Raw genomic sequence first — 23453 nt, 5'->3', positions numbered from 1 at the left:
TTCTATATGAAATCTCTTTTTTTCTGTATTCCTATTGAATTTACTTTTTCAAAGCGGAATTTAATCTTACAAAGTGGAATTTACTTTTTCAATTCACCTTTATTTTTAAACCGGCCTTCTTTCCTTAATTTAAAGCACAGACTTCTTCCATTTAGAATAAAAACCGGAACTATATTGACAAACTTGAGATAATATGATTTAATATACATATGAACAATTATTCATGTATATACAATTTCCCGTTGACCATAATAATTTATTCAGGAGGAATGCATCCATGAAGGATAATACAAACCATAACCATTATAATGAAGGCTGCTCCTGCGGACATGAGCAGCCACATGAACACTCCGAACATTGTTCCTGCGGGCATGAGCATCCACATGAACACTCCGAACATTGTTCCTGCGGGCATGAGCATCCACATGAACACTCCGAACATTGTTCCTGCGGGCATCAACATCAGCATGAGCATCCACATGAACACCACGAACATTGTTCCTGCGGGCATCAACATGATGAACAGCAGCATACGGAGAATCACCAGCATCAATTGGACTCCGGCACAGTCAGCGGCATCCAGTTCACCTGCCTGGTGGACAATTTAGGCTGCGCCAACTGTGCTGCCAAAATGGAACGCCGTATCAATGAGCTTCCCGAGATCAATGCTGCGGTTCTTACTTTTGCCACCAAACAGCTTCGAGTATTCATCAAACCGGAAGCGGCAGGCAAAGAAGAATCTTTGCTCAGACAATTCCAGGAAATCTGCGCTTCCATTGAACCGGAAGTCGTGGTGCGCAGGCAGCAGGCTTCTGAGAAAGGAAAAAAAGCTCTTCAGAATTCAAAAGCAGAAGCGGCAGGCAAACACCAGTTTTCAGAACAGCAGCTGGAGCTTGCTTTCATTATAACAGGAGCCCTTCTTTTTGCTGCCGGAGAAATTCTGGAACATCTACATGGAGGAGGCTCTCTTCTGACCTCTGTCATTTATGTGATTTCCTACCTGATTCTCGGCGGCCAGATTGTTCTGACAGCTCTCAAAAATTTATGTAAAGGCCAGATTTTTGATGAAAATTTCCTGATGAGCCTTGCGACTATCGGCGCATTCGCCATCGGAAACTTTCCGGAAGCTGTGGGCGTTATGCTGTTTTACCGGATCGGGGAATATTTTGAAGAGGCTGCTGTCTCCCGCAGCCGTTCCCAGATTATGGAGGCAGTAGACCTGCGGCCGGAAGTGGTTACCCTTGTAACGGAAACCGGAACAAAAGAAATTCCCGCAGAAGAGGCAAAACCGCAGGATGTCCTGCTTGTCCGCCCCGGTGACCGGATTCCGCTGGATGGCACTGTAATTGACGGAGAAAGCCGTCTGGATACGTCACCCATCACCGGCGAACCTGTTCCGGTCAAAGCCTCCATAGGAGATGCTGTCACCTCCGGATGCATCAACACCTCCGGTCAGCTGAAAATCCGTGTGGAACAGACCTTAGAACATTCCATGGTAACCCGCATTCTGGATTCTGTGGAAAATGCCGCTGCAAGCAAGCCCAAAATCGATCGGTTTATTACCAGATTTTCCAGGATATACACGCCTTTTGTGGTGGCTGCCGCGCTTGCCACTGCCATCATTCCTTCCCTGATAACCGGGAACTGGAATCACTGGATTTATACGGCGCTGACATTTCTTGTTATCAGCTGCCCCTGCGCACTGGTATTAAGCGTACCCCTTGCGTTTTTTTCCGGAATCGGCGCCGGCTCAAAGAAAGGCATTCTGTTCAAGGGAGGAGTTTCCATCGAGGCTCTGAACCGCATTTCCACTGTTGTGATGGACAAAACCGGCACTGTTACTGAGGGAAACTTTGCGCTGCAGAAAATCATACCTTTTCAGAATTATACAGAAGAAGAAGTTCTTACGCTCTGCGCCTGTCTGGAACAGCATTCCACGCACCCTATCGGCATCAGCATCACCACTGCCGCCCGGGAGAAAAACCTTACTCTGGAAGAAGCGGCTTCTTTAAAAGAAATTGCGGGACATGGAATCCAGGCTATACTGTCCTCCGGCGAAACACTGGCCGGAAACCGAAAGTTAATGGAAAAATTCCAGATTGATTTGTCCGGATTCAGCCAGAACAGCTATGGCACCGAAGTTCTGCTTGCCCAAAACGGCCGTCTGGCAGGATGCCTGCTGATTGCAGACACTGTGAAACCGGAGGCCGCCGAGGCTGTGGGCCGTTTAAAACAGCTTCATATCACAACTGCCATGCTGACCGGAGACAGATTGGAAAGCGCCAGAGCTGTTGCCTCAGAAACCGGCATCCAGCAGGTGCATGCCAAACTGCTGCCGGAAGATAAGCTGACAAAGCTTCGGGAAATACGCAAAAACAACGGCGCCGTCATGTTTGTGGGAGACGGCATCAACGACGCTCCCGTTCTGGCCGGCGCAGATGTGGGGGCAGCTATGGGAAGCGGTGCGGACGCCGCCATTGAAGCGGCAGACGTGGTGTTCATGACTTCTAACATGCATGCGGTTCCCGCTTCTATTTCCATTGCAAAGTCCACCAACCGGATTGCATGGCAGAATGTTGTTTTTGCCCTGGCTGTGAAAGCCCTTGTTATGATTCTGGGACTGGCCGGCCACGCTTCCATGTGGATGGCAGTATTTGCAGACAGCGGCGTTGCCATGCTGTGCGTTTTGAATTCCATTCGGATTTTATATGGGCGGCGGTAATATTCTGTTGGATATATTTTAAACATGTTATTACTCCGGCGGTTAAATATCGACGAATTTTAACCGCCGGAGTAATAGTAATAACTATACTGACTTTAAGCAGCGCTGTGAAGAATCAGCGCTTAAGACAAAAAATTCAGGAACTGTTGGACTTCTCTTTCTCTTCCAACAGTTCCTGAACTTTTCTTTTACATAATCTGCCCGATGGCTTCCCGGATATTTCCCACTCCCACAATCTTAACGCCTTTGGCGTCTGTCAGGCCAGGAATGGAAACTTTGGGCAGAATACACGTTTCAAATCCAAGTTTTCCGGCTTCTGTCACCCGCTGCTGAGCCATACTGACTGCCCGGACTTCTCCGCTTAATCCTACTTCCCCGAAACAGATGGTTTTCTCGTCCACCGCAATGTCCCGGAAACTGGAGGCAAGGGCCATAACAATTCCTAAATCCATCGCCGGTTCGTTCATTCTGATCCCGCCTGCAATATTAACATAAGCATCACAGGCCGATAAGGACAGTCCCGCCCGCTTTTCCAACACTGCCATTAAGAGATTGACACGGTTCAAATCGGTTCCTGCCGCCGTTCTTCTGGGTATCCCAAAATTACTGCGGCAGACCAGCGCCTGAATCTCCGCCAATATGGGCCTGGTGCCTTCCATGGTACAGGCAACCACAGAGCCGGAAGCGCCTTTGGGCTTTCCGTTCAGCATAAACTCGGAAGGATTCATCACTTCTGCCAGGCCCTCTTCCCGCATCTCAAAAACGCCGATTTCATTGGTGGAGCCGAAACGGTTTTTCACGCCCCGCAGCACCCGGTATGAAGCATGGCGGTCCCCTTCAAAATAAAGAACTGTATCCACCATATGCTCCAGTACCCTGGGACCTGCCACTACCCCTTCCTTGGTCACATGGCCCACAATAAAAATGGTGGTTCCTGTTCCTTTGGCAATCTTAAGAAGATGCCCGGTGGTTTCCCGCACCTGGGAAACGCTTCCCGGCGCACTTGCCACTTCATCACTGTATATGGTCTGAATGGAATCAATGATAACAACCTTTGGCTTCTGCCGTTCCACCACCTGTTCAATCCGTTCCATCCCTGTTTCGCAAAACAACTGCAGGCCATCGGAAAATCGCCCGATCCGCTGCGCCCGCATTTTGATCTGCTGCAGAGATTCCTCTCCGGAAATATACAATACCTCCATTGTCTCGGCCAGATTCCGGCATACCTGCAGCAGCAGCGTAGATTTCCCGATGCCGGGATCACCGCCTACCAGTACCAGCGAGCCGGGGACAATTCCGCCTCCCAGCACCCGATCCAGTTCTGTAAAGCCTGTTTCCATACGCTCTTTGGACTGCATATCTATTTCAGAAATTTTGGAAGGCTTTAACTCCTCAGTTCCTCCGGAAACAGGCTTGAGCTTTCCCGCAGCTTTTTTCTCTACAGCTTCCTCCACAAAGGTATTCCATTCCCGGCAGCCCGGGCACTGGCCCATCCATTTGGAGGATTCATACCCGCAGGACTGGCAGAAATATACCGTAACTTTTTTCCCTTTTGCCATAAATATTATCTAAGCTTTTGTAATCTGAACAGAAACGGGAGCGTTCTCGCTGAGTTCTACGCTGAGACTCAGCTTTCCGCCCAGGTTGGTCTTCATATTCCCGGCATTCACTCCGCCCACGGTTACCTGATACTCTGCCTGCTCTTCCAGCTCCAGTGTAATCTGTGCGTCCTCCGGCCCCTCAACCTGAAACTCAATGCCGCTGTCTGTCACATGAAGCCCGCTTACGGCAGTTCCAGGCACAGATTCATATACAAACATTCCATTCCGTTCCAGCTTGGTAATCTCCTTGAAGGTCTTTACCTTATATAAATCACCGCCAAATTCATAATTGTCCAGCTTGGACTTTGCGGCCAGCTTGTAATTCCCAAAACTTAAGGTCTCATTGTTCTCTGTACGAATCAATTCCTCTACTACAGCCATTCTTTTATCCTCCTGTTGAAATCTTGTCCGTATTTCCAGTACCCCATCCGGTTGGATGGAGTCAGTATTAATTATATAATAAATCCTGCTGTTTTACCAGTAATATTTCCTTTTATTTTTCTTTTTTTACGGTAAAGGAAACCTCTTTTTTATGCATGGCTGCTTCCACAAAATCTCCCTGCTTAATGCGGCCGGATAAAATTTCCTCTGCCAGACTGTCTTCAATCTTGTTCTGAATCATTCTGCGCAGGGGCCGCGCGCCGTATTTCGGTTCGTATGCGGTATCCACAATATAACCTTTTACAGTTCCGGTAATGCGAAGTTCAATTCCCATCTGCTTTTTGCAGCGATCCACCAGTGTTTTGGTCATAAGGGTCACAATCTTTTTCATATCTTCTTTTGTCAGTGCATGGAAAACAATTGTTTCATCAATCCGGTTTAAAAATTCCGGTTTGAAAATTCTTCTTACCTCTTCCATGACACTGTCCTTCATCCGATCGTAATTGTGCTTTGCATCCTCTACGGAAGCAAACCCCAGAGCCTTCGGCTCAATGATGGACTGGGCGCCTGCATTGGAAGTCATGATAATAATGGTATTTTTAAAATTGATTTTCCGTCCCTGGGCGTCTGTGATATGCCCGTCATCCAACACCTGCAGTAAAATATTAAATACATCCGGGTGGGCCTTTTCAATCTCGTCAAACAAAATCACGGAATAAGGATTTCTCCTTACCTTCTCGCTTAACTGTCCGCCTTCGTCATAACCTACGTACCCGGGCGGCGAACCAATCATTTTTGAAACACTGTGTTTTTCCATGTATTCGGACATATCCACCCGTATCATGGACTCCTCTGTGCCGAATACGGCCTCAGCCAGAGCTTTGGAGATTTCTGTTTTTCCTACGCCGGTAGGCCCCAGAAACAGAAATGATCCAATGGGGCGGTTGGGATCTTTCAGACCCACCCTGCCTCTTCGCACCGCCTTTGCCACCGCTGACACCGCTTCTTCCTGGCCAATGACGCGTTTGTGAAGGACAGCTTCCAGCTTCCGCAGTTTGGCGGATTCTTCTTCGGCAAGCTTTTTAACCGGAATCTTTGTCCACTGAGCCACCACCTCTGCAATCTCATTCTCCCCTACTTCTGCTTTTCTGCGTTTCATGGATTTTCTGGCTTTTTTCTGAATTTTATCATATTCCGCCTGGAGAGCTTCTTTTTCTTTCCGCAGCTCTGAGGCTGTTTTGATTTCCATTTTCTGGATAGCTTCTTCCATCTCATCGGTTACACGGTTGATTTCAATTCGGATATCCTGTAAATTGGTGGAGGTTTTTACCCCTTCCAAACGCACTTTTGCCGCCGCCTCATCCATCAGGTCAATGGCCTTATCCGGCAGAAAACGATCCGAAATATACCGATCCGCAAGCCGGACTGCCGCTTCTAATCCTTCGTCGGTAATCACCACCTGATGATGCTTTTCGTAAAATCTGCGGAGCCCCTTTAATATCTCCACCGCATCCTCCGCTGAAGGCTCTTCTACCATAACCGGCTGAAATCTCCGCTCCAGCGCCGCATCTCTTTCGATATATTTCCGGTATTCTTCTACAGTGGTGGCTCCTATCATCTGAATTTCACCTCTGGCAAGGTAAGGTTTCAGAATATTGGACGCATCCATTGCCCCCTCTGCGCCGCCGGCTCCGATCATTGTGTGAAGCTCATCCATAAACAGTAAAATATTGCCGGCTCCGATCACTTCCCGTATGACTTTCTTGATACGCTCTTCAAATTCTCCCCGGTATTTAGAACCGGCAATCATACTGGAAAGATCCAGCGTAATCACCCGTTTTCTGGCTACAGATTCCGGAACCAGCCCTAAGGAAATCTGCTGTGCAAGTCCTTCTGCAATGGCTGTTTTCCCCACTCCCGGCTCGCCGATCAGACAGGGATTGTTCTTTCCCCGCCTGCTTAAAATCTGAATCACACGGCGGATCTCCTCTTCCCGGCCGATTACCGGGTCCAGTTTTCCCTCCAGGGCAAGCCTTGTCAAATCTCTGGAGTACTGATCCAATACCGGCGTAGCTTCCAGATTTCGTTTTCTTCCTCTCGCGGATTTCAGCTCTTCCCTGGAATAACTGCCTTCTTCGCCCATAGCCACCAACAGATCAATATATAATTTCTGCAGATTTACGCTCATGGTATTTAAGAGCCGCACCGCCGCAGACTCATTTTCTTTCATAATGGCAAGCAAGAGATGTTCCGTGCCGATTTCATCGCTGCTGAAATGCTCCGCTTCTTTTTCCGCAGTTTCCAGAACTCTCTGGGTTCTGGGGGAATATCCGTCTGCATCCAACAGAACCGTCCCCTCTCCCGGGGAAATCAACTCCTCGATCAGTTCCAGAAGCTTCTTTTCCTCCAGATGATTCTCCGTCAGAACTCTGGCTGCCACTCCGCTTCTCTCCTGCAGCAGCCCTGCCAGAATATGTTCCGTGCCTAGATAATTGTGCTGAAGCTTTCTGGACAGCTTTGCAGCCAGCTCCAGAACTTTTCCCGCCTGGGATGTATACTTTTTATGCATTAGTTCCTCCTGTTACGATTCATATTCATCAAATATCTCATCTATCAACTGATGTATCTCTTTCCTGGAAATATTTTTGCAGACTGCTTTCGCCAGTATCACCTGAAAAGTCTCTCTCATTTCTGAAATTGCCTGACTCTTATCTTCTTCCAGAAAAATAACAGCTCCGTTTCTGCGGTCCAGGCGGATAAACCCTTCCTGCCGCAATACATGATATGCTTTATTTACGGTATGCATGTTAATTCCGATGCTCTCGGCAAGCTGGCGCACCGAAGGAAGGGATTCTCCCTCCTGGTACTGATTGGTGGCAATTCCCAGCACAATCTGATTGCGAAGCTGCATATAAATTGCCTCGTCACTGTTAAAATCAATCTCTATATACATATGTCTCCTGTAATCCTGATTCCTACAAATCTTCCAGATCTATCACTTCAAAATCATCCTTTCCTTCCGGCGCTTTCGGAGCTGCGGAAGGCGCCGGCTTTCTGGACGCTGCCGGAGCCGCAGGCTTTTTGCGCATAGCCGGAACCGGCGGTACCTCTGTCTTGGAAGGCGCTGCCGGCGTTTCCGGCATTCTGGGCGGCACAGAGGCTTTCGGCGCTTTCTGCATCTCAGGCATTTTGGGCAAATCCGGTATCTTGGGCATGGCCGGCATCTCTGATTTTCTTCGGGAACCGGGACCGCCGGCTTGTTCTGACTTTCTCTGGGCGCCGGAAAGACCGGTCTGTTCTGGTTTCTTCTGGGAACCGGAGGCCGCCGGATATTCGGATTTTTTCCGGGAAATCGGCTCAGCCAGTGTATCCTGCTTTTTCCTGGTTTCCTGTTTTGAGAAAGGCATGGGCCTGGTTTCCTGGCTCACCTTGGTTCTTTTCTTCGGTTTGGGGGCGTCCTCAAAAAGATCGTCCTCATCTTCATCGTAATCTCCCGGTCTGCCCCGCAGAATCAGATTGACAATCACCACCAGCAGCACAGCAATCACAAATACCATAATAGCCGTTGTTTTCCTGGAGCTGGATTTCTTCTCATTTAACTGTTCTTCCAAATCTTTATATGCATTCTGAAGGCTCTGCATTTCCACACTGCTGTCTGTCTCTCCCTCCTCCTGGGGCGTTTCCTGTACAGCTTTGGTCTGGACATACCGCTGAAAAAATCCTTCTGCCGTATCATACTGATACCAGCCCATGTTTCCAAAACTGCTGACGCCGTATACCAGGGAAAACTCTGCTGTTCCTTCCGGATTTGCGGCTGTCCCTTCCGGATTTGCGGCTGTCTCTTCCGGATTTGCAGCTTCTCCTTCCGGATTTGCAGTCTCTCCTTCCGGATTTGCAGTCTCTCCTTCCGGATTTGCGGCTTCTCCCTCCGGCGCTGCTGCCGGCGCGGCCTCTCCTTTTACAAATACAGGAACATTTTCAAATCCCTCCACCGCCGCTGCTGTGCGGGTATAATCCGGGGAAAGCCCCGGTTCTGCCGGAGGATCTAATAAAATGATATATTTTTCTCCGATTGCTACTTTGCGGAACTGGTAAAGGCTTCCGCTTGCTTCATCAAAAACTGCAAGGGTATTTTTTACTTCAGTGCTGGGTGTAGTAAGGTAAACCAGTTTCAGCGCGCCTTTGTCAAACTGCAGTCCCTCTACCTGTTTTCCCTGGCAGGTTACTGTTGTTTTCGTAAAATCCTGGGGCACCGCATCCTCCGGAATTGCCTCTGCCAAATCAAAGGGATGCCCGTTAATGGTAATTCCCTGGGGATTTTCCTGGGAAACTGTCTCATCCTGAGTTTCCGGAGGAGTCTCCAAAGCTGCAGCGCCTTCTCCGCCTCTGGTCACTATAATCTTATAGGTAGCAACGCTTCCGTTTTCTGCTTTCACCACAATGCTGACCGTATTCTGTCCCGGCTGCAGATTATCTGCCCCGGTGATGGATTCCACCTTCGCCTTCTCATTGGAGGGTTTTGCATTCACCGTAACGCTTGTGACATCTTCTGCTACGGCTGCAGTATAATTTGTTTCAGAATATTGAAAAGCCGGAGACAGCGTACCTGGAGAAATAGACAGGGATGCAAGGCTGTTGTCTTCTGATTTGTTGGCGTTATCTGTTTCGCTGTTAGTATCCCCATTCTCTGTTTCATTATTTCCTGCGCCGGTTCCTTCATTTATCGTAATCTTGGTGCCTCCTGCTGTAAGCTCTCCGTATTCCACTGTTCCGTCACTGACGCTTACACCGTTGGAACCGCTGACGGTAACAGAGGCAATTCCCGCTGCCGTTGCTTTCAGCGTAATGGACACGTTGTTTCCGCTCACTCCAACATAGCCGTCACTGCCGCCTGTATAATCTGCCTCGCTGCAGCTTACGAAGGAGAATTTCCCGCTGTCGTAATTAAATCCCATTTTGGCAATGGCTGCTTCTCCGTTGGGGCCTGACGCCCAGGCAGTTACCGTTACGGTATCTCCCACGCCTACTGTGGACGAAGTTACCGAAATAGTCACTGTTCCGCTTGCATGGGCCGTCATTGGCGCAAACAGGCCAAACAGCAACAGGAATGATAATAAAATGCCTGTAATCTGTTTTGTTCTTTTCATATTCCACACCTTTCTTCTGTTCAAAATCTGTCATGGTTCCTTCTATATTTTAATCTTTATTGCTTCTTATGGCATACTGCCCCATGATTAAATACCATTATAATTTTCCTGATCCCATATTGTCAAGGGTTATGAAAATAAAAGCATTGGATTCTGCAGATGCTTATGCCAAACGGGACTGCAGCATTAAGAAATGCAACTACAAGCTACCATATCCTGTAGTTGCATTTCTTAATGCGGCAGTCCCTGTGTATCGAAATACAGATTGTTCGCTATAGCCATTTATCCACCATCCGCCCCGCCGTTTCCCGGAAGGCCACTGCAAGAACCAAAGTAATCCCAAAGCAGAGAATGACATATCCGTATTTCCTCAGATCGGAGGGTTCGCCTGTCAGCAGAAAGGGTTTCAGCATAATCATCGGAAGTCTCTGCAGAATATACAGTCCGAACAAATTTCTGCCAAGCCATTGCAAAGGCCGGCTGTCTATCACAATCCTCATGGTAAATACCACCGTCAGTCCGGCAAAGGTGAATATCCACCACTGGTATACGGCAAAATGCTCATTTCCTATGAAATACACAGACAGATATCCGGCTGCAAACAGCAAAAGCGTCAGCGCCCAGGTTCCCCAGTTCCGGTTCACCAGCTTTTCTATTCTGGTACGATACAGGGAAAACAGCATTCCCCAGGAATAACATAAAGCGGTATTATACCACCAGTCCTCTTTTCCCAGCAGCCGCAAAACAGCAATGTACGCTAAAGACAGCAAAAGCACTCCCATGGCCGCCTTTACATGGCTTTCTTTGCAAATCCGAAAGGACGCATACGTAAACAGATACAGCCACAGAATGCAGAACACATACCAATTGCTGTTCCCCACACTGTCCCAACCGGTAAAGACCAACAGCACTTTTTTCAGGCTGTAACGGGCTCCCTCCAGATACCTGCATGCCAAAAACAAAAACATGGCACAGTCAAACTGCAGTAGCACCTTCAAAAATCTTTGCCGGGGAAGCTGCCTGACATATGCCTGTCCTTTCCCTTTGATGGATTCCATCACTCCATAACCGGAATAAAAAAGAAACATCACCACAATGCACTGCCCAATCTGTCTGAGAACCTGGTAAGGGCGATCCAGATATGCATTTGAAAATTCTGTGTAAGTCCAGATATGGGTAAAAAACACCATTACAAGAAAAAATCCTTTGATGCTGCCTGTCATTTCCACGGACATATAAAACCGTGATCCGCCATCTGCCCTCCGAAGCCCCAGGACGGCAAGAAGCATAAGCGCTGCGAAAAATAAAATCATTTCTTCACCCCTTGTTCCATTATACAAGAAAACCTCTTTTTTGTACAATGTTATTTCAGCAAAATCTGATTGGGCGCGGTGTAATAGCTGTATACCGTTTTTCCCATATCCAGAATCATGTCCTCCTTCTCTTTGGAGCTGAATTCAGACTCTCCGTTCATCAGCCAGTAAGGAGCGTCAAAAAAGGCTGCTTTCGGATCTACCTTTTCATAAAACTCCCGGCCAAGCCCCTGAAAACCGTGATGAGCCATCTGAACATAATCGGACTTTAAGCTGTCCCCGTACGTTTCCACCAGATATTCCGTCATGCGTTTTCTGACTTTATCCGTCCTGCCTCCCGCGCTTCCCACATCGGCGCAGAATAACATGGATTCCTCTCTGCCCTTTACCCGAAACAGCAAAGAACCGTCGTTCATCAAATCATTGGACAGCTTATCAATTGTTTCATCATACGCGCTGAGCACCTCCAGCTCCAGTCCCAGCACATGTATCCTGTCACCTTTGTGCAGATATTCCAGACCGGGGATATCCAAAGAACGGAACCGCTCCAAATCACTGTAATCTTCCCAGGATGCATTTTTCTTAAGAGTTTCCATATCCGGCAGTTGGATGGTATAAACATGGTGAATCTGAATTCCCTGAAGATCTTCATAAATATTTAAAAAGGATGTTATATGGTCCGGATGGGGATGGGTCAGAATCCATGCTTCCACATGATTGCCGTACGTTGCAATGATTTCCCGCAGCTTTTCTTCTTCATAAGCCTGTCCGCCGTCCACAATCACAAGCCCGGTGTCCGTGGTTATCGTATAACACATTTCCTGCTGCTGCATAACGTCGCCAAACTGAGTGATTTTCCACCCTTCTTTATGAGGCTTCAAATCCGGAATATAGCTGCTGACCTGACTGCCGCTCTGCGCGGATGCTTTCTGCCATTCCTTCTGCATATTTTCCTGTATGGACTCAAACTGGCGGACCGCCTCATGGAGACGGTTGGTTTTGGAGTTTACTTTCCAGATTCCTCCGATTGCCGCCGCCATAAAAATTATCGCTGCAGCTATAAAACCTGCTTCTTTAATTACCGCTTTCCTTTTCATTCTGACAACCTCCCTGATACCATTATGATACTGCATCAGGGAGCAGATTCCCAGAGCGCCGCGGCAGAATTAATATACTTTTAAGTTTTTCAATAAAGTTTCCTTTCATAACAGCGGTAAATCCAAATGATCTGGCTGTTATTTGGAGGTAATACGCCCCACATTTTTGATTAAAATCGAAATGCTTCCATCCGGATTGGTGATAAATTCAATATGCTCCCCATCCTGATACTGTTCCATAGGAATTTTAATTTCCACTCCGGTATCTGTGGTCAGGTGCTGCTTTCCAAATTTTCTGGCTGTGCTCTCCGCCTGAGGTTCAATTCTCACATCCGGCCCCATTTGATACTTCTCCAGTTTTTCCTGCACTTCTTCTTTGTACTCTTCTTTTTCCTTAAAAACCTGATCCAGTACAAAGGGCACAGACACTGCGCCTGTTTCCGCTAACTGGCTGTGTATAATCTGCTTGGTTTCCATCTGCGCCTCAAACTGCTCCCCCTCATTACAATACTTTTTCTGCACCGTGTCAATGGCCCGGGTAACAATGGAAAGCTGGGTTTTGGGAGACAGGGCTCCGCTGCAGTTTAAAAATATTTTTGAAAAATAATTGGTTTTTACGCCGTTAACAGGATATTTTTTCTCTGTCAGAAAAACCGTGAAATCTGACAGACTGATGATTGCAGCCTCTGATAATTTCTGGGTTTCTGTGGGAAGGATCGCCCGAAATTTAATAATCTCATTGGCATTTCCAAATGCATCAGAGTGGGTCTGATGGGTATAGGAGGTTCTGTAATCCATTTTCAGCAGCGCAAGATACATTCCCAGTTTTGCTTCAAACAGAACCACCACAAAATCCGCCTGTGGAATCTCAATATTCTGATTCATAATTTCATACAGCCAGGCAGCCATATTCCGGCTGATTTCTATAAATGTTTCCTCCTCCAATCCGGATTCCGCAAAAGCGGCTATCTTTTGATATACCTGGGATTCCTCCCTGCAAAACTGACAGGTTTTCTTCTCATCTGTAGTTTCCACCCGGTAAATATGCTCCCGCAGAAAATCTCCGAAATCGGAACCGTAATCCAACAGGGCGTCGGAAAGAACCGGCACTCCCACTGTGGAATCCAAAATATGCACGATAACCTTCCGAAGCCTGATTTCTCCTTTTTCCATTTCTGTTCCTTTCCTGAATATTTAAGGAACCATTAAGAAACATCCGCCGGAGTAATATTTCTTAACAGTTCCTAACCGCCAAAGCAACTCTCCCTGGCCGCAGATATTCAGCTTTCTCCTTCTATCTCAAGTTCCACCGGACAATGGTCTGAACCAAAGATCTGCGTATGGATTTTCGCATCTTTCAGCCTGTCCTTCAAATCCTCCGACACTACAAAATAGTCGATCCGCCATCCTGCATTTTTCTCCCGGGCTTTAAACCGGTAAGACCACCAGGAATATACCTGCTCCAATTCCGGATAAAAATACCGGAACGTATCCACGTAACCGTGACTTAAAAGGTTGGAGAACTTCTCTCTTTCCTCATCGGTAAATCCGGCATTTTTCCGATTGGTTTTGGGATTCTTCAAATCAATCTCCTGATGAGCCACATTGAGATCGCCGCAGTAAATAACAGATTTTTGCTCCTTCAGCCCGTCCAGATACGCAAGGATTGCCTGCTCCCATTCCATGCGGTAAGGAAGCCTTGCCAGTTCATTCTGGGAATTGGGGGTATAACAGGTTACAAGGTAGAAATCCTCGTATTCCAGCGTAATGACCCGTCCTTCTGTGTCATGCTCCTCTATTCCTATTCCGTAAGCTGCCGACAGAGGCTTATGCTTTGTAAAAATTGCCGTACCGGAATACCCCTTCCTCCGGGCATAATTCCAGTAGCCTTCATACTCGTTCGGCAAATCCAGGGAAATCTGGCCCTCCTGCAGCTTGGTTTCCTGAATGCAGAAAAAGTCTGCATTCATTTCTTTGAAAAAGTCCAGAAATCCCTTCTGAACACAGGCCCGCAGGCCGTTTACATTCCATGAGATAAACTTCATATGCGATATGCTCCTTTTTAATAACGGATCTTTTAATTTTCATAGATTATAACATGTCTGCCTTTATTTTGCAAAAACATCCTGAAGCCGGTATGCACCGCCGTTTGCGGACATATATACTGCCTGTTTCTTTGATTCGGCAATTACAGCTCCTCGTACTGAATGATTTCTTCGGTATATTTCCGCTCCATATTATGCCGGGCTTTCCGGTGTTCCACCGAATCAAACAAAATGGAAAAGTCATAATCCTCCGGATACAACTGGGAGGCCGGCACATGGAGTTTTACCCGTTTGTGGTTAATCCATATTTTTTTATGGGGCATCTGCACTCTTAACACGCCCTTTTCGTTGGCCGGCATACAGACAATTCCGATTTTTTTATCAGGATAGACCATCACACTGTCTCCTGTCTGGTATCGCGGGACGGAATCTGCCGGATGTTTTTTCCTGGCTTTGATAATTTTATTTCGGTTCCTGCCGTCCTGACCTTTTTCGTCCTCCGGCTGCACTGCAGAATATGATTCCAAAAAACCGTTCTTTGGGGCTGGATTTTCTACGGCTCCCCTCTTGTTGCTGCAGTATGCCCGGACTGCCTCTTCCCCATAAGCAGCCCGGACTGCCGTCTCAAGAACTGCGTCCGGCATCCCCAATCTGCCTGCAATCAGAAAAGCGCAGCTTTCCCCCGCTTCTCCCAGCACCATCTGATAAGCGGGCTTGAGCGTCTCTTTGTCAAAAGTCATTCTGGCATTGATCATGCCCCGGGCCTTCTTTGCATATTCCTTCACTTCCGGATAATGGGTGGTAACCAGGAAATTTGCCCCGGATTTTCGGAGTTCCTCCAACACGGCTACCGCAATGCCCATACCCTCTGCCGGGTCAGTGCCGGAGCCTAATTCATCCATAATAATCAGGCTGTCTTTGCCGGCTTCTTTCAGAATTTCCAGTACATTTTTAATGTGGGCTGAAAAAGTGGATAAATTCTCTGTCAGATTCTGCCCGTCGCCAATGTAGCACAAATAGGAATCATTCATGCAGATATCGGCTTCCTTACAGGCAGGATGCAGCCCGCACTGAGCCATCATGCAGTTCAGCATTACCGTCTTGATTGCAACCGTTTTTCCCCCTGTATTGGGTCCGGTAATTACAATGCCCCGCACTTCCCCGCCCAGTTCAAACTGCAACGGCACATTGATTCCGGCATCCATCAGCGGATGTCTGGCATCTTTCAGAATAATCCTGCGCTCCGTATTGATTTTTGGTTCTGCGCCATTTAAGTCCATGCTTAGTTTTCCCTTGGAAAAGATAAAATCCAATTTCTCCATAATTCTGATATTTTCCTGTATTTTTGGGGCGGCGTCCGCAGCCATGACGGTGAGCGTATACAGAATCCGATACACTTCATTTTCTTCCCGAATGTTTAATAGCTGCAGTTCCTCATAGCAGCTTCCAACGGCATTCGGCTCGATAAACAATGTGTTTCCGGTGGCCGATTTATCTATCACACTGCCCGGTATTTTCATCCGGTATTCTTTTTTTACCGGTACGCATATCCTGCCGCTGCGGAGGGTGCAGTAATTGTCGGCCATAACATTTTTATTGGCGCGCATCACCTGCTCCGCCTTCTGTTTCATCTTTTCCCGGCATTTTACCATCTGGCTGCGAATCTGGCAAAGCTCTCCGGACGCGTAATCGTCCACAGATTCATTTCGGATCTGCCGGCTGATTTCTCCTGCCAGTTCTTCCAGGGAATCCAGATTTTCCTCATAGTAGGCCAGAGGATTTTCATAAGCTTTTCCCCGGCTCAGATAATCTTTCAGCCGGCGGACTGCAGCCAGAAATGTTCCGGCCTGTTCTAACTGCCGGGGCAGCAGACAGTCTCCTTTCTGAGAAATCATCAGAATTTCCCTGATTTCCTCTGCATTCTGCAAGGGAGGCGCACCGAAGCACTCCATCAGCTTCCGGCTGTTGGTGGTATCTTTGATTTGTTTTCTCAATTCGCTTTCTGATAAAAAGAAAAACGCATTTCTTATTTTGTCTCTGGAAGCTTCTGTCACTGCAAGATTTGCCCATAATTCCTTTATTTTGTCAAATTCGATTTGTGATTCATAATTCATGGCTGATCCTTTCTTTTTCCATTCTGGTTGGCCTTACAAAGCTTTTCTGACAACGGCCCAGACTAAAGGAGACAGGCACCGGCGTCCTGCTGCACAAAAAAAGCACAGCCATACAGCCATGCTCTTAATCTCCGACAACATCAGGAATGCGTCAGGCATTCCACTGAGGGACAGAATTCACATCATGATTCAGCAATTGTAAGGCGAAATTACGGCAGTCTGCGCTGTTTGAAACTGGACAGACTTCAAGCCTGAACCAAAACAACACCTGCCTGTGCAATATTTATTTTGCAGCATTCTCCATTACAATTACATTTAACATACATGTTCCTCCTGAAATTTATTTTTGTTCAGTATAACGGTAAAATTATTTTCTGTCAAGGCAAAATGAAATTTAACACTCCATTAGCAGTGGATTTCGCCCCACGCAATACGCCCCTGAACCGTTTGTTTAGCCAAAGGGCAATCCGGCAGTTCCTGTGTATTGCAATATAGATTGTTCGCTGTAGTAACAGAGCGTGTTCGAAAAATGCTCTAAGACAAATCCAAGCTCCCAATCACTTCCTTCAGCGTATCCGCCGAACGTTTCAGCATCTCCATTTCTTCCTCATCCAGGGCAATGGGCACATGGGATTCCACGCCCTTTAATCCCACCACTGCAGGCATGCTCAGGGCAATCCCTTCCATTCCATAATTCCCATGCTGCATAGAGGACACGGGCAGGATGGATTTTTCATCCCTGACAATACATTCACAGATCCGTTTCACTGCCATGGCAATTCCATAATAAGTGGCCTGCTTTTTGGAAATAATTTCATAAGCGCTGTCTTTCACCTTTTCTGCAATTCGGTCCATGGTTTCTTCATGATTAAAATGCCCGCGCATCTCGCAGAAATCATCCACCGGAATGCCGGATACATTTGCGCTGCTCCAGGCGGCAATCTCGCTGTCTCCGTGTTCCCCGATAATAAATGCGTGAACGCTCCGGCTGTCCACCCGCAAATGTTCGCTGAGGGCATATTTCAGCCGCGCCGTATCAAGGACTGTGCCGGAGCCCAGCACCCTCTGCTCCGGAAATCCGCCGATTTTTACCGCTGCATAGGTCAGGATATCCACCGGATTGGACACCACCAGAAGGATTCCCTGAAATTCCCGTTTTGCTATTTCCGGTATAATGCTCTGATAGACAGCCACATTTTTATTGACCAGATCCAGCCTGGTTTCCTCCGGCTTCTGGTTGGCTCCTGCCGTCACAATAAGAACGGCGGCGTCTGCAATATCATCATACGTTCCGGCATAAATTTTCATCTGTCCGGAAAACGGAATTCCGTGGGCAATATCCTTCGCTTCCCCGTCTGCCTTGTCAAAGTTGACGTCCAGCAGCACAAGTTCTGTAAAAAGCCTGCTCTGCATCAGGGTAAAAGCGATGGCAGACCCTACGAATCCGCATCCGATGACAGCTCCTTTTCTTGCATTGATTTGTTTCTCCATTGCTGCATTCGCTCCTTTTCGGGTATTGTTTCAATACTTTTAAAATGTTTCCATAGTATGCCCGTTGTGAGTATCTGCTATTCTTTCCTGTTTTGCTATTACAGGCTGTCAAGCCGCAGAAGCATCCATGTTATTTTTCCTCATCGCCCGTTTCAAACTGATTGATCATTTTCGTTAATTTTCATAATGAAAAATATTTTCAAAACAGTATAAAATCCATATTGACACATCGACGATAACATGTTAAGATTAAGTCACTAAATTTTATAGCATTTTGTACATATACCGGAATATTTTTTATCTATCTTTTGTGCTATTTGCAATGATTATTTGCGGGGGCTATGCAGCATAATTGTTATTTTGCATATATTTCAGGCATACTGCACAGAACGGATAACCTTTTTCGGCAGGTACAGTGCTTTCCATTAAGGAGGAGGAGAAACATGAAAAAGAAAACTCTGAAAAAATTTATCGCACTCACACTTAGTATGGCAACCGCTTTATCCGTTGCGGCATGCGGCAGTTCTCCCTCATCATCTGAATCAAATGACAAGCAGGACGCTCAGACCGAGGCTGATGACAAAGCCGATACCGAGGCTGATGACAAAGAAGAAGCAAGCGGCGACAAAATAGAACTCAGCGTGATTGCAGCTCAATACGGACAGAACACCGCTGACTGGTGGAAAACCTTTGAAACTGATTTTGAAAAAGACAATTCGGGCATCGACATCAATGTAGAAGTTATTTCCTGGAATGATATTTCTACCACAGTTAACACACGCGTTGCAAACAATCAGGCTCCTGATATTCTGAATATCGACGTATTCGCAGATTATCAGGCAGACGACCTGCTCCTGCCGGCACAGGACTATGTTTCTGAAGAGACCTACGGCAAGATGTATGAAGCATTCTTAGAGCAGTCCAACGTAGACGGAACCATCTGGGCGATTCCAGACCTTGCTTCCGCACGCGCAATGTATTACAACAAAGACATCTTAGAAGGCGCCGGCGTTACAGCTCCTCCTACCACATGGGATGAACTTACCGAAGCCTGCAAGAAGATTAAAGAGAAATATCCGGATGTTTATCCATGGGGTATTGATATGACCACAGACGAAGGCCAGGCTGCTTTCGCTTACTATATCTGGAACAACGGCGGCGACTTCACAGACGCTGACGGCAACTGGACCTTAAACAGCCCGGAAAACGTAGCTGCAATTGAATACGCAATTCAATTAATCAAAGACGGCTACACCAATTCAGACCCGGCCAATGAAACACGTTACGATTTGCAGGATATGTTCGGAACCGGCAAAGTTGCTATGATGATTGCACCCAACAGTCTTCCTACTTATGTAAAAGACGGCGGCAATGAAGTAAACTACGGCATGGCTCCTATCCCCAACAACAACGGCACTTCCGTATCTGCCGGCGTTATGGACCGTTTCATGTGCTTCGACAACGAATATTCTGACGAAGAACTGGAAGCAATCAAGACCTTCTTCGATTACTTCTATGAGGACGAACGTTACTCTGCATGGGTTGAGATGGAAGGTTTCCTGCCAGCAACCAAGACCGGCGGCGAAACACTTGCAGCAAAAGACGAATCCATGGCTGAGTGGATTGACATTGTAGGCAGCTGTAAATTCTATCCCACTGCCAAGACAGAATGGGCAGATGTAAAACAGGGCGTTATCAGTGCTGAACAGAACGCATTGTTAGGCGAAAGCGTTCAGGAACAGCTTGACAACTTACAGGCAGAAATCGCTCCATAACCTCTGTCTTACGATACAGCACATAAGCCCCGCTTAAGACAAACCAGGAGACCGGGCTTTCGCCCCGGTCTCTTTTATCATAATTAATGAGGTGTTTCAGTGAAAAAAATAATTCAAAAAATTGAACCTTATATCTGGATACTGCCCAGCGTCTTGCTGATGTTTGTATTTATCCTGATTCCAATTGTATTCGTATTCCGGATGGCCTTAAGCAAAGTCAGCAGGGCGGGACTGATTAAAGGATTTACCGGATTTGCCAATTTTTCCAAGATATTGTCCACTCCTACTTTTTCCATGGTGTTAAAAAATACCCTGGTATGGACCGTGGCAGTGGTTGGACTTTCCACTCTCCTTGGATTTATTCTGGCGCTGTTATTAAACAATGCATTTAAAGGCCGTAAAGTTGCCCGGGCCATCGTGGTATTTCCATGGGCAACCACATTGGTAGTACAGGCCAGCATTTGGAAATTTATCATTGATACCGACTACGGCACATTGAATACTCTGCTGATGAGGCTTGGAATTATTGACCATGCCGTTAACTGGACTCCCAGCGCCGGCGCCTGGTTTGCCTGGGAAATCGCCTGCGGTATCTTTGTTACCATCCCATTTGTTACTTTTACTGTTTTGTCCGGCTTACAGTCCATCGACGGCAGCTACTATGAAGCCGCAACCGTTGACGGAGCCAACTACTGGCAGCAGTTATTCAAAATCACTATCCCGCTGGTCAGCTCTTCTCTCACTGTCAGCACCGTATTAAATATCATTTATGTATTTAACTCGTTCCCGATTATCTGGAACATGACAAAGGGAGATCCCGGCAACCGAACCGACACACTGGTTACCTACCTGTATAAACTGGCTTTCTATAACGGCAAACAGGGCGAAGCGGCAGCCGTATCTGTCATCGGATTTATGATACTGTTAGTCTGCGCAACTGTTTACATGGTAGCAACCTTGCGGAAGGGGGATGAATAAGATGAAAGAAACTGCACATAAGCCTTTAAACGGCAAGAAGCTTGCATTGAGAATCCTCCTGTATGTGGTGGTATTTCTCATATGCCTGCTGATCCTTTATCCATATTTCGCCATGTTCTGCACTTCCCTGAAAGACCGTTCCGAGATATTCTCGGCAAGCGGAACTGTGTTCCCGAAGAATGCTCTGTGGTCTAACTTTGCAGATATCTGGAGCAGGGCTCCCATGGCAAAATACATGATGAACTCCATTTTGATTGCCGGCGGTTCCACGATTATTGCTTTGCTTTGCGGAATTCCTGCAGCATATGCGCTGTCCCGGATGAAATTCAAAGGCGACATTGCTTTCCTTGGATTTGTCATTGTTTCCCAGATGTTTGCGCCTGTGGTTCTTTTAATTGGTATTTACAAGGTTATGATGACACTGAACCTGACCAACAGCATTCTGGGCCTGATTTTTATCAATGCAGCATTTAACCAGGCTTTCACCATCTGGCTGCTGCGGGGCACTTTCATGGGCATCTCCTCCGAGATGGAGCAGGCTGCCAAAATTGACGGCTGCAACCGGTTTGAAGCTATGATTAAGATCCTGCTTCCGGTGGCTGCGCCCGGTATTGTTACCACGTTGATTTTTGTTTTTATCAATGCATGGAATGAATATACCGTTGCCCTGACATTGATTTCTGACGATTTGAACAAACCTCTGACCGTTGGTATCAATATCTTTAACGGTTATAACATGATTGAATGGCAGTATTTGTTCTCAGCTTCTCTCTTCGCAATTGCTCCGGTAGTAGTTCTGTTTGCAATTATTGAGAAGAATCTGGTCAGCGGCCTTGCATCCGGCGGCGTAAAAGGATAAAGGCAGTTGTAACTGTGACTCATTTAACAAGGGCTGCTGCAAACAGCTGTTCTATGCAAACCAGGAGATTCAGACATCCTATTGCATATCGGCTGTATTTGCAGCAGCCCTTGTTCTTATGCTATTCCCTTAAACTGGGCCATATAAAGCTGATAGTAATGTCCTTTTTTCTCCATCAGCTCTGCAGGGCTTCCCTGCTCTAAGATTCCGCCCTGATCAATCACAAAAATCCGGTCTGCCTTCTGTATCGTAGACAGCCGATGGGCAATTACGAAGCTGGTTCTTCCTTTTAAAAGAGCCTCAATGCCCTGCTGCACCAGGAGCTCCGTATGAGTGTCTATACTGGAGGTGGCCTCATCCAGAATCAGAATTTTCGGCATGCTTACCATAGTCCGGGCAAATGCAATCAGCTGTCTCTGGCCGATGGACAATCCTGCGCCCCGTTCCTTTAACACCGTATCATACCCATGCTCCATCTTCTGAATAAATTCATGGGCATTCACTGCCTTTGCCGCCGCCACAAGCTCTTCTTCCGTGGCGTCCATGTTCCCATAGAGAATATTTTCCCTTACGGTTCCCTGGAAAATAAAATTCTCCTGGGTCATCACTCCCATCTGACGGCGTAAACTTTCCAGAGACACATGGCGGATATCCTGTCCGTCCACCAGAATTCTTCCGTTCTGAATCTCATAAAACCGGCTGATCAGGTTCACCACCGTGGTTTTGCCAGCTCCGGTTGGCCCCACCAGCGCAATGGTTTCTCCCGGTTCAATCAGAAAGCTTACATTTTCTAATACTTTTGTTTCTGCGGGGGTCCCTTCATCATACGTAAAGGACACATTCTCAAATTCCACCCGGCCTTCCACCTCCGGCAATTCCCGCACCTTTTCGCTGTCAAAAATATCCGGCTCCGTATCCAGTATATCAAAAATCCGCTCTGCCGCCGTCAGGTTGGTAATCACCTGATTATAAAAATTGCTCAGATTCATAACCGGATTCCAGAACATGTTGATGTATGTCCCAAAAGCCACCAACAGCCCAACGCTTACATACTCTGCGCCGATCATCTGAATGCCCACCCAGTAGAGAATCATGGCACCGATGCCCCAGCAAAAATCCACCGAGCTTCCGAACAAATCCGCCACCCGGGCCGACTGGATAAAGGCCTGCTCATGCTCTTTTACCAGACCCGCAAAAATATCCTGGGTTTCTTCCTGGGCATGAAAACTCTGCACCACGTTCATACCTGCAATTCCTTCGTGTACATAGGCATTCAGATTAGAGCCTTTTTTCCGGAAAATCTGCCAGCTCTCATGGGTATATTTCTGAATCAACCAGATGGACGCCGCCATCAGGGGAATGCTGCTGAGAGAAGCCAGCGCAAGCCGCCAGTCCTTCACCACCATAATCACCACCACGCCGCAGATGGTGATAAAATCCGGAAGCAGCGTAGTCACCGCATTTACCAACACGTTTTTCAGGGAATTCACATCCCCGATAATCCGCGCCAGTATTTTTCCAGTGGGACGGCTGTCAAAAAAGGAAAAGGACAAGGTCTGAATATGTTCATACAATTCCTGCCGGATATCCAGAAGAATCTGGTTGGAAATCTTCGCCATCACATACATCCGTATCTTAACCATTATAATAAAAACGATATTCAATGCTGCTGCAAAAACAGCCAGTTTTGCCAGGCCCTTCATATCCCGGCCGGCAATATATACGTCAATCGCCGCTTCAATCATCAGCGGATTAATCAGGCTGATCCCCACGGTGATCATCATACAGATCACCACTCCGAATATCTGAAGCTTATATCGAATCATATAGGAAAACAACCGTTTCAGGGTTTCGGCTTTTCCGATTCCCTCTAACCGCTCATCTTCCCTGAATGAATTTACTGCCATAAACCAGTCACCTTCTTTCTATC

Annotated in this window: 17 protein-coding genes; 4 read left to right on the top strand and 13 right to left on the bottom strand. The window is 47.1% G+C overall.

The annotated features are described in order from the left end of the window. Positions 1-256: 256 nt before the first annotated feature. The gene (locus tag ACTO17_RS07200; protein WP_482557432.1) at positions 257-550 is read right to left on the bottom strand and encodes a hypothetical protein; all 294 of its coding nucleotides are present in this window, start codon (positions 548-550) and stop codon (positions 257-259) included. A gap of 3 nt (positions 551-553) precedes the next feature. On the opposite strand from ACTO17_RS07200, the gene ACTO17_RS07195 reads away from it, so the two are divergent. After that, a complete protein-coding gene (locus ACTO17_RS07195; protein WP_482557431.1) occupies positions 554-2722 on the top strand; it encodes a heavy metal translocating P-type ATPase in 2169 nt (722 codons plus the stop codon). A 188-nt stretch (positions 2723-2910) separates the two neighbouring features. Here the strand turns inward: ACTO17_RS07195 and radA are convergent, their stop codons facing one another. The 11 genes from radA to ACTO17_RS07140 all read right to left on the bottom strand — a co-directional run bounded on the left by radA (position 2911) and on the right by ACTO17_RS07140 (position 17911). After that, entirely contained in the window at positions 2911-4281 is a 1371-nt protein-coding gene (radA, locus tag ACTO17_RS07190; RefSeq protein ID WP_482557430.1) for a DNA repair protein RadA, read from the bottom strand. A gap of 9 nt (positions 4282-4290) precedes the next feature. Continuing rightward, a complete protein-coding gene (locus ACTO17_RS07185; protein WP_172538581.1) occupies positions 4291-4704 on the bottom strand; it encodes an endosialidase in 414 nt (137 codons plus the stop codon). 112 nt (positions 4705-4816) lie between these two features. Then, positions 4817-7273, bottom strand: coding sequence for an ATP-dependent Clp protease ATP-binding subunit (locus tag ACTO17_RS07180; RefSeq protein ID WP_482557429.1), 2457 nt, complete (start codon positions 7271-7273; stop codon positions 4817-4819). A gap of 12 nt (positions 7274-7285) precedes the next feature. Then, positions 7286-7657 (bottom strand): GntR family transcriptional regulator, encoded by a 372-nt coding sequence (locus ACTO17_RS07175; protein WP_172538579.1) that lies wholly within the window; start codon positions 7655-7657, stop codon positions 7286-7288. A 22-nt stretch (positions 7658-7679) separates the two neighbouring features. Continuing rightward, the gene (locus ACTO17_RS07170) at positions 7680-9851 is read right to left on the bottom strand and encodes a cadherin-like beta sandwich domain-containing protein (RefSeq protein WP_482557428.1); all 2172 of its coding nucleotides are present in this window, start codon (positions 9849-9851) and stop codon (positions 7680-7682) included. A 272-nt stretch (positions 9852-10123) separates the two neighbouring features. Continuing rightward, the gene (locus ACTO17_RS07165) at positions 10124-11164 is read right to left on the bottom strand and encodes an acyltransferase family protein (RefSeq protein WP_482557427.1); all 1041 of its coding nucleotides are present in this window, start codon (positions 11162-11164) and stop codon (positions 10124-10126) included. A gap of 50 nt (positions 11165-11214) precedes the next feature. Further along, entirely contained in the window at positions 11215-12261 is a 1047-nt protein-coding gene (locus ACTO17_RS07160) for a ComEC/Rec2 family competence protein (protein WP_172538576.1), read from the bottom strand. A 138-nt stretch (positions 12262-12399) separates the two neighbouring features. After that, positions 12400-13434 (bottom strand): nucleoid-associated protein, encoded by a 1035-nt coding sequence (locus ACTO17_RS07155; RefSeq protein WP_482557426.1) that lies wholly within the window; start codon positions 13432-13434, stop codon positions 12400-12402. A 107-nt stretch (positions 13435-13541) separates the two neighbouring features. Continuing rightward, positions 13542-14306 (bottom strand): exodeoxyribonuclease III, encoded by a 765-nt coding sequence (locus tag ACTO17_RS07150; protein WP_482557425.1) that lies wholly within the window; start codon positions 14304-14306, stop codon positions 13542-13544. 143 nt (positions 14307-14449) lie between these two features. Next, positions 14450-16420: an endonuclease MutS2 gene (locus tag ACTO17_RS07145; RefSeq protein ID WP_482557424.1), complete on the bottom strand. Its 1971-nt coding sequence runs from the start codon at positions 16418-16420 to the stop codon at positions 14450-14452. Between the two features lie 534 nt (positions 16421-16954). After that, entirely contained in the window at positions 16955-17911 is a 957-nt protein-coding gene (locus tag ACTO17_RS07140; RefSeq protein ID WP_482557423.1) for an L-lactate dehydrogenase, read from the bottom strand. Between the two features lie 443 nt (positions 17912-18354). Between ACTO17_RS07140 and ACTO17_RS07135 the strand changes: the two genes are divergently transcribed. From ACTO17_RS07135 to ACTO17_RS07125, 3 genes are all read left to right on the top strand, one after another. Beyond that, complete coding sequence (locus tag ACTO17_RS07135) at positions 18355-19686, top strand: ABC transporter substrate-binding protein (protein ID WP_482557422.1); 1332 nt, start codon at positions 18355-18357, stop codon at positions 19684-19686. Between the two features lie 99 nt (positions 19687-19785). Beyond that, on the top strand, positions 19786-20664 hold the full coding sequence (locus ACTO17_RS07130) for a carbohydrate ABC transporter permease (protein ID WP_172538564.1): 879 nt from the start codon (positions 19786-19788) through the stop codon (positions 20662-20664). A 1-nt stretch (position 20665) separates the two neighbouring features. Beyond that, positions 20666-21523: a carbohydrate ABC transporter permease gene (locus ACTO17_RS07125; protein WP_172538563.1), complete on the top strand. Its 858-nt coding sequence runs from the start codon at positions 20666-20668 to the stop codon at positions 21521-21523. A 116-nt stretch (positions 21524-21639) separates the two neighbouring features. Here ACTO17_RS07125 and ACTO17_RS07120 read toward each other — a convergent pair whose 3' ends face one another. Then, a complete protein-coding gene (locus ACTO17_RS07120) occupies positions 21640-23430 on the bottom strand; it encodes an ABC transporter ATP-binding protein (RefSeq protein ID WP_482557421.1) in 1791 nt (596 codons plus the stop codon). Positions 23431-23453 lie beyond the last annotated feature (23 nt).

The sequence above is a fragment of the Petralouisia sp. genome, assembly GCF_056822245.1.
This window is presented reverse-complemented; position numbering and strand designations above follow the sequence as displayed.